This window comes from Candidatus Binatia bacterium (genome assembly GCA_036504975.1).
Taxonomy (GTDB): domain Bacteria; phylum Desulfobacterota; class Binatia; order UBA9968; family UBA9968; genus JAJPJQ01.
Map to the genome: position 1 here is coordinate 45,145 of DASXUF010000146.1, position 12,770 is coordinate 57,914.

15 protein-coding genes are annotated in these 12,770 nt (G+C 59.7%); 9 read left to right on the plus strand and 6 right to left on the minus strand.

Annotated elements, in window-relative coordinates; all coding sequences use genetic code 11:
• The first annotated feature begins 146 nt into the window (after nt 1-146).
• From VGL70_18765 to VGL70_18775, 3 genes are all read left to right on the plus strand, one after another.
• Nucleotides 147-1,139 (plus strand): ABC transporter substrate-binding protein, encoded by a 993-nt coding sequence (locus VGL70_18765; protein HEY3305571.1) that lies wholly within the window; start codon nt 147-149, stop codon nt 1,137-1,139.
• 127 nt (nt 1,140-1,266) lie between these two features.
• Nucleotides 1,267-1,491 carry a DUF433 domain-containing protein gene (locus VGL70_18770; GenBank protein ID HEY3305572.1) on the plus strand — a complete coding sequence of 75 codons (225 nt, stop codon included), beginning with the start codon at nt 1,267-1,269 and terminating at the stop codon, nt 1,489-1,491.
• Nucleotides 1,463-1,717 (plus strand): DUF5615 family PIN-like protein, encoded by a 255-nt coding sequence (locus VGL70_18775; GenBank protein HEY3305573.1) that lies wholly within the window; start codon nt 1,463-1,465, stop codon nt 1,715-1,717. The genes VGL70_18770 and VGL70_18775 overlap by 29 nt, the downstream gene beginning before the upstream one ends.
• A 138-nt stretch (nt 1,718-1,855) precedes the next feature.
• On the opposite strand, the gene VGL70_18780 is transcribed toward VGL70_18775, so the two are convergent.
• From VGL70_18780 to VGL70_18795, 4 genes are read right to left on the minus strand one after another with little or no spacing between them, the layout of a single operon-like run.
• Nucleotides 1,856-2,164 carry an SdpI family protein gene (locus tag VGL70_18780; GenBank protein ID HEY3305574.1) on the minus strand — a complete coding sequence of 103 codons (309 nt, stop codon included), beginning with the start codon at nt 2,162-2,164 and terminating at the stop codon, nt 1,856-1,858.
• Between the two features lie 6 nt (nt 2,165-2,170).
• Nucleotides 2,171-2,437 carry a hypothetical protein gene (locus VGL70_18785; GenBank protein ID HEY3305575.1) on the minus strand — a complete coding sequence of 89 codons (267 nt, stop codon included), beginning with the start codon at nt 2,435-2,437 and terminating at the stop codon, nt 2,171-2,173.
• 34 nt (nt 2,438-2,471) lie between these two features.
• Nucleotides 2,472-3,470, minus strand: a complete 999-nt coding sequence (locus VGL70_18790) for an ABC transporter substrate-binding protein (protein ID HEY3305576.1) — start codon at nt 3,468-3,470, stop codon at nt 2,472-2,474.
• Nucleotides 3,467-4,258 (minus strand): citryl-CoA lyase, encoded by a 792-nt coding sequence (locus VGL70_18795; protein HEY3305577.1) that lies wholly within the window; start codon nt 4,256-4,258, stop codon nt 3,467-3,469. The genes VGL70_18790 and VGL70_18795 overlap by 4 nt, the downstream gene beginning before the upstream one ends.
• Nucleotides 4,259-4,404: 146 nt before the next feature.
• Between VGL70_18795 and VGL70_18800 the strand changes: the two genes are divergently transcribed.
• The 3 genes from VGL70_18800 (at nt 4,405) to VGL70_18810 (ending at nt 7,519) form a co-directional block, all read left to right on the plus strand.
• Nucleotides 4,405-5,652 (plus strand): M24 family metallopeptidase, encoded by a 1,248-nt coding sequence (locus tag VGL70_18800; protein ID HEY3305578.1) that lies wholly within the window; start codon nt 4,405-4,407, stop codon nt 5,650-5,652.
• 102 nt (nt 5,653-5,754) lie between these two features.
• Nucleotides 5,755-6,447 carry a VOC family protein gene (locus VGL70_18805; protein ID HEY3305579.1) on the plus strand — a complete coding sequence of 231 codons (693 nt, stop codon included), beginning with the start codon at nt 5,755-5,757 and terminating at the stop codon, nt 6,445-6,447.
• Nucleotides 6,448-6,553: 106 nt separating this feature from the next.
• Complete coding sequence (locus tag VGL70_18810; GenBank protein ID HEY3305580.1) at nt 6,554-7,519, plus strand: ABC transporter substrate-binding protein; 966 nt, start codon at nt 6,554-6,556, stop codon at nt 7,517-7,519.
• A 2-nt stretch (nt 7,520-7,521) separates the two neighbouring features.
• Here VGL70_18810 and VGL70_18815 read toward each other — a convergent pair whose 3' ends face one another.
• Together VGL70_18815 and VGL70_18820 are read right to left on the minus strand one after the other, a co-directional pair.
• A complete protein-coding gene (locus VGL70_18815) occupies nt 7,522-8,499 on the minus strand; it encodes an ABC transporter substrate-binding protein (GenBank protein ID HEY3305581.1) in 978 nt (325 codons plus the stop codon).
• Nucleotides 8,496-9,341: a VOC family protein gene (locus tag VGL70_18820; GenBank protein HEY3305582.1), complete on the minus strand. Its 846-nt coding sequence runs from the start codon at nt 9,339-9,341 to the stop codon at nt 8,496-8,498. The genes VGL70_18815 and VGL70_18820 overlap by 4 nt, the downstream gene beginning before the upstream one ends.
• A 100-nt stretch (nt 9,342-9,441) precedes the next feature.
• On the opposite strand from VGL70_18820, the gene VGL70_18825 reads away from it, so the two are divergent.
• The 3 genes from VGL70_18825 to VGL70_18835 form a co-directional block, all read left to right on the plus strand.
• Entirely contained in the window at nt 9,442-10,644 is a 1,203-nt protein-coding gene (locus VGL70_18825; protein ID HEY3305583.1) for a CoA transferase, read from the plus strand.
• 31 nt (nt 10,645-10,675) lie between these two features.
• The gene (locus tag VGL70_18830) at nt 10,676-11,692 is read left to right on the plus strand and encodes a hypothetical protein (protein ID HEY3305584.1); all 1,017 of its coding nucleotides are present in this window, start codon (nt 10,676-10,678) and stop codon (nt 11,690-11,692) included.
• Nucleotides 11,693-11,802: 110 nt separating this feature from the next.
• On the plus strand, nt 11,803-12,770 hold a 968-nt coding region (locus VGL70_18835; protein HEY3305585.1), incomplete at its 3' end, for an LLM class flavin-dependent oxidoreductase.

The following is a 12,770-nucleotide window of genomic DNA, read 5'->3' on the forward strand; positions in this document are numbered from 1 at the left end:
GCCGTTCTGACACAGGTTTCTATTGCCTTTGCCGCCGGGCACAGAAAAGTAGCGCCTCGGCGTCTGGACTCCGCGTCGAAATCATTATATGTACCGGGAGCCCTAATCTTACGGCCCGCGTGAAAATTTTTTGAAGGAGAGCGTGAATGACAACTGTGAAAATTTGCACTGCGATCGTTCTTTCTCTGGCGCTATCGGCTTTTTGGCACAGCCCCGGCTGGACGCAAAGGCTGAGCGTCGGATACAGCGCCCTCAGCGGCGATCACTTGCCGGCCTGGGTCGCCAAAGAAACGGGAATTTTTCAGAAGAACGGCCTGGACGTGCAGTTGGTTTTCTTTACCGGCGGCACGACCGCGGTGATGGCGCTCGTCTCCGCGGACACGCCGTTCAGCCAGGCCGCAGGGTCGGGTGTCGTCAATAGCGTTCTCGCCGGCTCCGACGCTGTCATTATAGGGGGAGGGGTCACGTCCCTGAATTACTATTTGATGTCGAAGCCCGAGATTAAGACCGCCGAGCAGTTGAAGGGCGGCACCGTGGCGATCAGCCGCTTCGGCTCTTCATCGGACTTCATCGCGCGCTACGCGTTGCAGAAGATCGGTCTGACTCCCGGCAAGGACGTCAACCTCGTCCAGGTCGGCAGCACGACCCAGCGAGTGGACGCGACGATGACGGGCCGGGTTCAGGCCACGGTTGTCAATCCTCCCGCCAGCTTCATCGCGGCCAAGCGCGGGATGAACACCTTGGCGGATCTCCCGAAGCTCGGTCTGGTCTACCAGCACACCGGGGCGGTCTCCACGAGAAAATATATCCGTGAGAATCCCGACGTCGTCCGGCGCTACGTGAGGTCTCAGGTCGAGGCCGTGCACCGAATCTATACCGACAAAGCGACTTCGTTAAAGGTCCTGGCGAAGTATTTCGGCGGCAACGTGGAGCAGGACATCCTGGAGAAGACGTGGGAGAATCTCCTCAGCGAGCCGGTGTTGCCCAGGAAGCAGTATCCTTCCATCGAAGGCATAAAGACTATCTTGGCGACCGAAGCAAAAGGAAAACCGGCGAAGCCCGAGGACTTCGTCGATCTGACATTCATTCAAGAGCTGGACAAGAGCGGTTTCATCGACGGGCTGTACAAGAGGAAGTAAGCGCGCGGCCCTGGGTTTTTACCGGACTTCTTCAGGGGAGATTGGATGTCAAGGCGAAGATGTGAACTTCAGTCGGGATTACACGCAACATTGAACTTCCGATGGTTTTGGATTAAAAGACGTTTAAATGAAGGTTACCGTCATCAGCTCAGATCCAAAGATCATGGGGGGAACTCCTGTTTTCCAGGGGACGCGCGTGCCCGTTCAGACGCTTATCGATTACCTGGAGGCCGGCGAGTCGATCTCCGATTTCCTTGAGGGATTCCCCACCGTCACCAAGAAGCAGGTCCTGGCTTTGTTAGAAGAAGCAAAGGAGAAACTGCTTGCCGACCTTCAGAATCCTCCTGGATGAATGCATCGATCGGCGCCTGTCAAAACAAATTCCCGGCCATCAGGTCAAAACGACACCGGAAATGGGTTGGGCCGGTTTCGATAACGGTGAATTACTCGCCAAGGCGAAAAAAGATTTCGATATTTTCATTACCGTTGACCGCAATCTGACCTTCAGCAAAATCTTCCTCAGTTCGACATTGCCGTTCTGGTTCTGCGCGTCCACACAAACCGTTTGCAGGATTTGATCCCTCTGGCGCCGAAGATTCTCGCCGCTCTCGATAGGCTGGAAAAAGGCAAAGCCGTTTTCATCGATGCCTAACCGTCACGTTTAGATTTATAGCCGCTATGCAAAGGTAATCCGGTTGCCGATGCGATAAGGCCGATCAGGCGATGCGCCTGAGATAAACGAACGACGCCGCCGTTGCGCAGAGGATAAGAGCGGCCAGAATGAACGCACAGGTGACATCCGAAAACTGAGGTGCGCAGGAAATGATCAGCGCCTTCACGGCCGTAGAAAGCATAAGGGAATATGCCGAAAATACGTTGGCGCGATACCAGATGTCGGGGCGGGACAGCGTCTTGCGGGTGCGGAAGCCGTAGATTCGGTTCGGCGGGACGAGCCTCAACGCCAGCGGAATACTGACGAGGAAGATCACGCAGCAGAAGACGAGCAGAATCGTTCGTTGGGCCACGCCGCTTTACTTTTCCAGCTGCACGTCGAGGTCGGTGCCGCCCTTGGAGTTTGGACTAAATCGGACGCGATAGTTGACGAGCTTGCCGCAGCGATCCAGGGTCCAACGCTCGACGGCCGGCGTCGATTCAACAACTTCCGTCTTCACGATCTTCCGTTGCGCGCAGGTCCTATCCCTTGGCCCGTCCATGATGAGCACCATCTGCGCGACGTCCTGCCGCAACTGCGGCGGCTCGGCCGCGCTGCTCGAAAGGGCAAAAATGCCGGTCGACAAGAGGGCTGCTAACGTTGCGGCGAGCGTCCGCTTTTTAGCGTTTATACAGCCGGTCGAAAAATTTTTCATCGTCCAATTTTTTAACGAAGCTCATATCGACGAAATCTTCAGGCCGCGCGTTTTTTACCTTGGAATTTTTCGTTCCAAGCTCGTCCAGAATCGTCTGAATGCCGGGTAGCGTCGGATAAGGTTTTTCCGGCACAACCTTCAGACTGACTTCGCGATAGGTCTCCTCCAGCGCCTCTCGGTCCGTGGTCTGAAGATATTTGCTCAAAATCTTGATGCTCGGCTCTTTTTGCGTCTTGTAGAAATGAATCCCCTCGACCGCGGATTTCATCACCGCCATGACGACGTCCGGTTGCGATTTGACATAGGCTCTTGAAGTCACCAGCGCCGTAAGCTGATAGGGGATGTTGAGCTGGGCCATGTCGATCAGCACATTGTAGCCTTGTTTGCGCGCGGTCAACGTGAAGGGCGGCGTGATGATCGTTGCCTGCACGGCTTTTGATTGCAACCCCGCCACGCGCGCGGTCTGAGCGCCGATTTGCAGCAGCGTGGCGTCCTTTTCGGGATTCAGGCCGACTCTGGCCAACGCCATACGCACGCTGAGGTCGGTGGCGCTGCCGAAGCGGCTGATGGCGATTTTTCCTCCCTTGAGCTGCTCGACGGTTTTTATTTCCGGGAGGGACACGAGGCTGTAGGGAAAGGTATTGAGAAAACTCGCAATCATCACCACGTCCACTCCAGCGAGGCTGGCGGCGACGGAAGCCGAGCCGTCCGCCTGGGTCATCGGCACGTCCCCTCCGACCATGGCTTGAATTCCGAGCGAGCCGCCGGCCACGAAGATAAGCGATACCTCGAGGCCGTTCTTGCGGAAGAGTCCCGCTTGCTGGGCGATGATGACGACGGCTTGATAAGGACTGGTGGCGGTGTAGGAGAGATTGAGTTTCTTCGTCTGCGCGTTGGCCGGCGGAACCGGCAACAGAAAAAATAATAGAGAAACCGTAAAGCCGAGCGCGCGCTTTATTTTCATGCGCTCTCCTTCCCCTCCAACTCGTACGCGAGCGCCGACTGGATCGCGGCGGTGATGTTTCCCGCCATCGGATTGCGCATCTCTTCGCCGATGTGCGCCATGGCGCCGAGCGTGCGGCCGATGATCGCGAATGCTTTGGACATGGCCCACGGCAGTCCCAGGTCCGAAGCGACGGCGGCGATCGCGCCGGTGACGTTGACCGGGAGGCGCCGCCCGCGCAGCGCCTCCGCGGCGCGCGCGATGCGCTGCAGCAACTCGCAGTAGCGGCCGTAAACTTCCGTCTCCCGCGCGATCTGAAACAGCCGCTCGGCGCGCGGATCGCCTTCCGCGTGCGTGCGGTGGCCGATGCCGGGAATGCGCTGCTTTCTTTCTTCGTGGCGCTTCGCGACGGCGGCGGCAATCGCGTCGAGATCGGCGCCGGCATCGATTTTCCGCGGCAGCGCTTCCTGGAGCATGCGCGCGCACCACTCGGACGAGCCGAGATGGACGCTGCCCGCCCCGAGAATGGCGGTGGCCACGGCCGCCTGAATCGCCTCCGGCGCCGTGTGATAGGTGAGCCGCGCCGCGACGATGCTCGAAACCATTCCGTGCTCGACGAGAATCGTGAGCAACGCGTCGATCATCCGGGTTTGTCCGGCCGTCGGCATGCGGCCCGCGAGCATCAAGAAGGTCATTTGGCTGAAGGTAATTTTCCCGACGAGATCTTCGGTCAGGTCGTAGCCGCGCACGAGAATCCGGTGCAATTCGGCTTTGCCCAGGCCGGTGACGATTTTTCCCTGTTCGCTCATAGAAGCCCTCCTTCGCGCGCAGAGAGAAGCTCTTGTGGAGACATACGAGAAGGTGTTCTTGCTGTCAAGGTAGTTATCGCGGGACTATTGCAGGCGCACGTCCATTCAAGTTAGATTCGCGGCAGAGATTCGGGAGGCTATGCGCCATGGTTAAATTTGCTTCGAAGCTGATGTTCGGCCCCGAGAGCGCGGATTGGCAGGAACGGATCAACATGGAGCGCATGCGCCTCAGGCGCATGGAGCGCGCGCGCAAGATCATGCGCAAGAACGGTCTCGCCGCGCTGCTCGAAGCCAACACGCAGAACGTCCGCTATCTCACCGCGCTGCGCGGCTTCGCCTACCCGATGGTGCGCTACGTGCTTTTTTTCGCCGAGCACGATCCGGTGATGTACGAGCACAACGGCTACTACCATCAGATGCCGGACCAGGCGCCGTGGATCAAAGAGTGGCGGCCGGCGCGCTCGTGGCTGACCGGCGCGCCCGGCGTGGAAGCCAGCCAGGACGAAGCGAAGCAGTTCGCCGCCGACATCAAGGGCGAGCTGGAGAAGCGCGGCTTGCTCGGGGAGAAGCTCGGCCTGGGTGGCTTCGACGGCACCGCGCGGGAAGCTTTGATGAGCGCAGGGATCAAAAACATCGTCGATACCCGCCCGACGATGCTCGAAGCACGAGCGATCAAAAACGAAGACGAGATCAGTTGCCTCAAAATGATCGCCGCGATGGTGGACGGCGTGTGGTTCCGCGTCTGGGAAAACTTGAAGCCCGGGATGAAAGATTCGGACCTCGCCACGATCGGTTCCGCGGCGGGCTACGAGTTCGGCATGGAGAGCGCGGTCCCCGGCGGCTGGCGCACCGGGCCGACGACGTTCGACCGGGGATTCCATCAGTCGAGCCGCGTGATCCAAGTCGGCGATCTGGTGTACGGCTCATACTGCGGCGCGACCTACATGGGCTACGGGAGCTGCACCTATCGAACATTCATCGTCGGCCGAGAGCCGAACGATATAGAAAAGGACTGGTACAAGCGGCTGCGCGACCGGATCGACGCGATCATCGGCGAGATCAAACCCGGCAAGACGACGGCCGATGCCGCGAAGCACTTCCCGCCGGCCACGTCCTGGGGATATAAAGAAGAAGTCGAAGTCCTGGCGAGCGAGATCGGCCACGGCATCGGCCTCGGCACCAGCACGGGTTACGATATGCCGATCATCAACCGGCTGTGGTCGTTCAACCATCCGCAGGTTTTCGAAGAGGGAATGACGATCGCGGTGGAGTCGCGCGAAGGCGAGACGCGCGTCGGCGGGGTCAGACTGGAAAACATGCTGGTCGTTACCAAGGACGGCGCCGAGATCATGGACCGATTTCCGAGAGACGAGATTCTGGTGGCGCCAAGATGACGATAATTTTGATTTTTGAATGATGAATTTTGAATTGAAGAAGAAATCCCTTTTAATTCAAAACTCAAAATTAAAAATTCAACATTCTCCGAAGGAGGAATTATGTCTCAATTGCGTTGTCTGACGATCACGGCGAAAGAGCCGATTCGACTGGCCGATTTTTACCGCGAGGTCTTCGAGCTGAAAACGGTCGCGGAGAGCGAAGCATTGGTTCGCCTGTCGGACGGCGTCATGACGCTGGCCCTGGTGAAGGAGCAAGATGAGAGCGCGCGGGGGTTGCATGCGAGCGGCTTCGAGGTGCAGGACCTCGACGGCATAGCGGAGAAGGCGCAAAAAAGCGGCAAGGGCTCCGGCCCGTACAGCGAAGGGCAGGTGGCGGACCCCGACGGCAACCTCGTCGATCTCTCGCGACGGAGCTTCGGCGCATCGCAGGAGAGAACGCCGTTTCCGATCCGCCATCTCGCGCTCTACACCGCCGATCCGAAGAAGCTGTCCGATTTTTATGGCGGTATTTTTCAGATGAAGGAGGTCGCCTACTCCGACCGCTCCTCGATCTTCGTCTCAGACGGATATTTCAACGTCGCTTTGCTGTATCAGCGCGCGGGCGAGGAAAAAAACGGCCTCAACCATTTCGGCTTTCACGTCCAGGACCTCGAGGAGATGCGCGACCGGGCGGAGCGGGCCGGAGTCCGGCGCGGCGCCAAGCGACCGGACCGGATCCCGTTCGCGGAGTACCGATTACATGACCCCGAGGGAAACGGAATCGATATCTCGGTGAAGGGCTGGAAAACATGAACCAACCTGTGGCGAAAGTTTCATGCTTCGACAAGGTCAGCATGAACGGAAGAGGGAAAGAGCTGTGAATAATTGCTCCGTTCGCCCTGAGCCTTGTCGAAGGGCGGTGTTCGTAACGCTCCTTTCTCTATTTCTGAATCTTTATTCCACCGCCGATGCTGCGGACAAGATCGTCGCCGATTTCGGCGGGGTGTCGGGATTCCAGAGCGCCTCGTGGGTCGCCAAGGATCTCAAGCTGTTCGAAAAATACGGCCTCAACGTGGATCTGGTGATGATCACGGGCGGCGCGCGCTCGGTGGCGGCGCTCCTCGGCGGCAGCACACAGTTCGCCACCGGCTCGGGCACGGCGCCGCTCCAGGCTTACGCGCGCGGCTCCGACGTGGTCATCCTCGCCGCTTCCTACAACAAGTTTCCTTACTCGTTCGTGGTGAAGCCGGACATCCGTTCGCCGAAAGATTTGCGCGGGAAAAAAATCGGTATTCTCAACTTCGGCGGCTCCAACGACATCGCCCTGCAGCTCGCACTCAAGGAGTGGGGGCTCAAGCAGCAGGAGGTGAACGTGATGATAGGTGGAGACGCGCCGACGCGGCTTCTGTCACTGACGGTAGGATCGCTCGATGCAACGATTCTCTCGCCGCCGCATCTTACGATGGCCGTAAAGTCGGGCTATCGGGTCCTCGCCGATATGGGGGAGATGAGGGCCAATTTTTCTCAGTCTACGCTTTACGTCCGGCGCGGCTATCTGCGCGACAACCGCGACATCGTGAAGCGCTTCGTCAAGGCCTATTCCGAGGCGGTTCGAGTCATCAAGACGGATCGCGAGCGGATTCTCAAGATCTTCGCCCGCAGGATGCGGGTCGAGGATCAGGACATTCTCAACGACACCTACAGCTATTTCGGTCCGCGTTTTTCTTTCCCGCCGCGCGTGGACCTGCAGGGAATCAAAGACACGTTGGATTTTTACGCCGCGACCAGTCCCGAGATGCGAGGCCGCAAGCCGGAGGAGTTCGTCGATCACTCGATTCTCGACGAGCTCGAGAAGGAAGGGTTCTTCAAGGCGCTGGGATCGTGAGGTTACTTTTTTAATTCTTCGCCGGCCTTTTTCGCGAAGCTCCAGTCGGCCACGTCGGAGACGGCGACCGGCGCCGCGCTCTTGCGGGTCTCCTGGACCAGCCGGATCACGTTCTTCATCGTTTCATCCGGCGCAATCCCCGTCCGGCTGTATAATCCGGCCAAGTCGCGATAAATGCCGTCTCGAACCTCCGCGTCTTTGATGCCCCAGCTTTTTTCCATCAGTGATAGGACGTCGCTTTTACGAGTGCGAATGTAATCGATGCTCTTGCTCATTGCCTTTATCATCCTGACGATCTCCGGGCCTCTCTCTTTCATCTGGTCCGTATGCGCCGCCAGCCCGCCGAGAGGAATCTGCATCACGTCGTTGAAGGTCACGAGCTCATGGAAGCCCCTCTTCAGCCCGATCTTGTTGAACGGCGGTGTCAACATCGCGGCATGTATCGAGCCGCTCTCCAGTGCCTGGTAGCGGCTCGAGCTGCCGCCTATCTGCATATAGGTCACATCTTTTTCCGGATTCATGCCGTACTTTCTCAGGATCGTCACCACCTCGCTGTGGGGCGTGCCGCCGAAGCTGCTGATCCCGACGATCTTGCCCTTGAGGTCCTCGATTCTTTTGATGCTTGGACTCGTGACCAGGACGTGATCCGAGCCGTCCATGACCGACATGACGATGCGGACCGGCAGGCCCGCGAGCGCGGCGCCCACGAAATTGGAAAAGGTCCCGCCGTAATCGACGTTTTTGCTGAGCACGCCGTTGACCACGACCTGGTTCTGCATGATGACGACGAGGGCGTTCAGCCCCTCGCCTTTGAAAAAGCCTTTTTCCTCGGCAATGACAAACGGAAGGGAGTTGCTGCCGGTGCGCGTGGTCAGCCCGACGGTTATCCTGCGCTCTTGTGCCGGAAGGACGACTGGAAACGCCGCGGCGAGCGCGAGCGCCAGCGAAAAGTGGTTGAGAAGAATACGGGCCGCCTTCATCGCTCGACAAGATCCATGAGAACGCCGTCGGGGTCCGCAAGGGAGCGCGCGCCGATCATGCAGCTATCGATCTCGCGCTGGGTGACGGGACCGAACCTTCCCAGATCGATTTTCTTCGGCCGAGACTCGGGATGGGATCGACTCAACTCTTCCAGATCTTCTTCGGCTTGTTTTAAGCCCTCCACCTTGAAGCCGATGTGGTCCAGGCCTTCGGTCATCGAGCGGTAGGAGTTATTCTCGGTCGGGATGATGACGATCGACACCTTGCCGTCGCTCAGGCAGAGCTGGCCCTTCGAGGTGAGCCTCAGGGTTGAACCCTTCTCGGAGCCGCTCTCCACCGGCCGCAGCTCGAAGACATCCTGATAGAAGTCCGCCAACAGCGGCGGCCTGCCCGCGCGGATCGCCACGTGATGCAAGCGGCGCGGCTGCTCCCAGCCTTGTTCCAGATAGCCTTCCCTCACCTTAGCGACGCCTTGCTGGGAGACATCGATGTGCGTGCCGGCCGGGTCCTGAATCCTGAGAACGGAGAAGGGCACGTGCTCCAGGCTGGTCGCGACTCTCAGCTCGGGATATTTTTTTCGCAGCCTTTCCAACACGGTTTCGCTCGACTGAACTTCGAAGCCGTAATGGTCGAGGCCGGAGCGGATGCCCGCGTGGCGCTGCAACAGGGCGAGGCCGATGACGCCGTCGCTGATATGCCCCCGGCTGGGATTATAATTTCCCTTTTCGTCGGTCATCCCCGTCGTGATCTGCTTCATGCCGAAGATGGTTTTATAAAAATCGGCGGTCTTGTCGTAATTCTCGGTGTAAATTGCAACGTGGCGGATTCGTGCAAATGACATAAGCGTCTCCTCTCTGGGTCCGGCCTAACACCCGGCGCGGCTCGTTGTCAACGTTGACTCATGTAATAAACCGTGGGAGATTTACGACGGGGAAGCTTTCATGCGCATCAACGCTCTCGCGGACATCACCGTCATCGAATGCGCCACCTTCGTCACCGGGCCCTACGCGACGGCGCTGCTCGCCGATCTCGGCGCGCGCGTGATCAAGATCGAAGCGCCGCCCGACGGCGATCCTTACCGCTACTTCGCGGCGGACCCGTTTTTCAGCCCGAACTTCGCGCATCTCAACCGCAACAAAGAAAGCCTCGCCCTCGATCTCAAGAGCGAGAGGGGAAAAGAGCTTTGCGTCGATCTCATCAAGAATGCCGACGTGTTCGTGGAAAATTTCCGCCCGGGCGCCGCCGAGCGCCTGGGGCTGGGCTACGATGCGCTCCGGTCCGCCAACCGCCGGCTGGTTTATTGCTCTATCTCCGCGTTTGGCCAGACCGGGCCCTACGCGGACAAGCCGGGCTTCGACACTCTGGGCCAGGCGATGAGCGGGCTGATGAGCCTGCTCACCGACAGGGAACGGCCCGAAGTCATGGGCATCGCGCTGTCGGATTACACGACCGGACTTTCGGCGGGCTACGGCATTTTGGGCGCGCTGCTCGCGCGCCACGCGACCGGGCACGGCTCGAAGGTCGAGACGTCTTTATTGCAGGCGACGCTGGCGTTTATCGGCGAGACGGCCGCGGGTTATTTGCGCAACGGACAGGTTCCCGACCGGCTCCAGCGGGTGAAGAACGCGCACGCGTTCGCCTTCGTCGCCAAGGACGGATTGCCGCTGGTCGTCCACTGCTCGGTGCCGGAAAAATTTTGGCAGGCCTTTCTCCAAGCGGTGGAGCGAACGGACCTGGCGGCCGATCCTCGATTTCAAACCCGGGAAGCGCGAAAAGATAATTACTCGAAGCTCGAAGCGGAGTTGAAGCCGGTATTCGCCGGACGAACGCGGGCCGAGTGGCTCGAAAGGCTCGAGCGGAGCGATGTCCCCGCGGCGCCGCTTTACAACATGGCCGAGGTCTTGAGCGATCCTCAAGTGGAACATCTCGGCTTGATCGAGGAGGTCGAGCATGCCAAAGCGGGGAAGTTGAAGTTCGTCGGACCGGCGGTGAGCTACGCGAAACTTTCCACGGAAAGCGCCAAGCCGCCGCCGCTCCTCGGCGAGCAGACGGCGCTGATTCTCGCCGAGCTGGGCTGCGGCGCGGAAGAGGTGCGCGGCATGGAAGAACAAGGAATCGTCAAAACGACCGGACCCGATAGGTAAACGAGCCGGAGTCAAAAGAAGGGAGGGCACGATGGCAGCGAAATCGGAGCGCATCCTTTATATAGGCACCGCGGAGGGATTGTTTCAGGCGACGCCGGAAAACGGCGGCTACCAGTCCCGTCCGTCGGGCTTGCAAGGCAAGGGGGCATTGAGAGCGCCGGTCGTGATCGACTGGCACGACTCGCGGCGCATGTACGCCGCCACCAGCCGCGGCGGCATGTTCCGCAGCGAAGACCGCGGCGCGACCTGGCGCGAGATCAACGAAGGGATCGTCTACAAAGAAGCGTGGTCGCTGGCGCAGCATCCGGCGACCGGAGAATTGGTCCTCGGCACGGGGCCGTCGTCGATCTTCAAGAGCAACGACGGCGGCGATAGCTGGATCGACTGCGAGCAGTTGAGAAGTCTGCCCGAGACCGAAGACTGGACGTTTCCCCAGCCGCCGCACGTCAGCCACGTCAAGGATCTGGCTTTGTGCGGGAGTGATCCGTTGCTTATCTTCGGCGCAATCGAAGAGGGTTGGATCGTTCGCAGCAAAGACGGCGGGAAGACGTGGAAAAATATCAAGGAGGGGACGGAGTTCGACTCCCACTCGGTCGCCGTGATGCCCGACGCTCCGAACGTCGTGGTCGCCACTTCGGGCAAGTCCTTTTATAAAAGCGTCGACGGCGGCGACCGCTTCGTAAAATGCGCGGCGGGCCTGGATCGCCGTTACATGGCCCAGGCGGCTTTCCATCCGTCGAAACCGCGAGTGTTCCTTACCGCGGCGGCGGCGGTTCCGCCGCCGTTCTGGCGCCGGCCGGAAGGCGCGGACGCGGCTTTTTATCGCAGCGACGATCAAGGGGAGTCGTGGAAAAGACTTTCCGGCGGCTTGCCGGAGCATTTTAAAGCGGCATCACGCGCGGTCGCCGGCGATCCGGAAGACCCGAACGGATTTTTTTTCGGCATGACCGATGGCAGCGTGTGGATGACCGAAGACGCGGGCGAATCGTTTCGCCGGCTTCTCGCCGGCATGCCGCAGATCATGAGCATCCGCGTCGCGTATCGGTGATGCACTACTCGATCGATACGTGCATGGAGAGACTCCGTTCGTCCTTCGACAAAGCTCAGGACGAACGGCTGGTCCTAGCCACCACCCGTTGGTGGTGAGCTTGTCGAACCATGAACGAGGTTGTCAAAAAGTCCAACGTCGAGTTCGGCTTGCTGCTGCACACGCGCCATTTGGTGCGCGGCGATCACGGCGCGGCGGCTGTGGACGAATTCTGGCAAACCGCGCGTGCGGCCGAAGCGGCGGGTTTCGATCATCTCTGGGTCGGCGACAGCCCGAGAATATCGCTCCTGGACCGGGCGCACGCCGATTGCCTCACGATCATGGCCGCGCTGGCGGCGCAGACGAGAAAGATAAGAATCGGCGCCGTGCCGCTGATCGCCGCGCTCAGGAATCCCGTTCTGCTCGCGCACCAGCTCGCGACGCTCGACGTCGTCTCCGCGGGCCGGATTCTTTTCGGCGTCAGCGTCGCGCCGCAATACAAGCACGCGGAATTCGAATTTGAAGCTTGCGGCGTGCCGTTCAAGCAGCGAGCGGGCCGTCTGGAAGAATCGATTCGAGTCATGCGCCGTCTGTGGACGGAGGAAAGCTTTTCCTTCGCGGGCAAGTACTATCGTTTTCCGGAGATCGGCATCCAACCCAAGCCGATTCAGAGGCCGATACCCATTTTCATCGCCGCCGGCGACAATGAAAACGCGCTCAAGCGCGTCGCGCGGCTGGGAGACGGCTGGTTCACCGTCGCGCAGACCCTGGATAAGTACGCCGCGCGGCGGAAGAAGATCGCCGCGTTCGCGCGCGAGGCCGGGCGCGAGGTGAAAAGCATTCCGTCCGCGTTGTTCGCTACTTTTCATCTCCAGCCGGACGCAGAGGAAGCCGAGAAGGAAGGATGGACTCTGGCGGAGAGCTACTACCGGCAGCCGCGCTCGGCGCTTCCTCACTTGAGTCCGTTTTTCGATACTCCGGAGGCGTGCGCGCGCAAGCTGCAGGACTACGTGGACGAGGACTTGACCTCGGTCGTGGCGCGTTTCGTCTCGCCGGATGTTGCAGGACAGACGAGATTGTTGTTAAACGAAGTGAGACC

Excerpts from the sequence above, each read along its gene's own strand:
- VGL70_18800 (HEY3305578.1), top strand. The coding sequence starts at position 4,405 with ATGGTTAAATTTGCTTCGAAGCTGATGTTCGGCCCCGAGAGCGCGGAT.
- VGL70_18815 (HEY3305581.1), bottom strand. The coding sequence starts at position 8,499 with ATGAAGGCGGCCCGTATTCTTCTCAACCACTTTTCGCTGGCGCTCGCG.
- VGL70_18795 (HEY3305577.1), bottom strand. The coding sequence starts at position 4,258 with ATGAGCGAACAGGGAAAAATCGTCACCGGCCTGGGCAAAGCCGAATTG.
- VGL70_18805 (HEY3305579.1), top strand. The coding sequence starts at position 5,755 with ATGTCTCAATTGCGTTGTCTGACGATCACGGCGAAAGAGCCGATTCGA.
- VGL70_18770 (HEY3305572.1), top strand. The coding sequence starts at position 1,267 with ATGAAGGTTACCGTCATCAGCTCAGATCCAAAGATCATGGGGGGAACT.
- VGL70_18790 (HEY3305576.1), bottom strand. The coding sequence starts at position 3,470 with ATGAAAATAAAGCGCGCGCTCGGCTTTACGGTTTCTCTATTATTTTTT.
- VGL70_18820 (HEY3305582.1), bottom strand. The coding sequence starts at position 9,341 with ATGTCATTTGCACGAATCCGCCACGTTGCAATTTACACCGAGAATTAC.
- VGL70_18765 (HEY3305571.1), top strand. The coding sequence starts at position 147 with ATGACAACTGTGAAAATTTGCACTGCGATCGTTCTTTCTCTGGCGCTA.
- VGL70_18825 (HEY3305583.1), top strand. The coding sequence starts at position 9,442 with ATGCGCATCAACGCTCTCGCGGACATCACCGTCATCGAATGCGCCACC.
- VGL70_18830 (HEY3305584.1), top strand. The coding sequence starts at position 10,676 with ATGGCAGCGAAATCGGAGCGCATCCTTTATATAGGCACCGCGGAGGGA.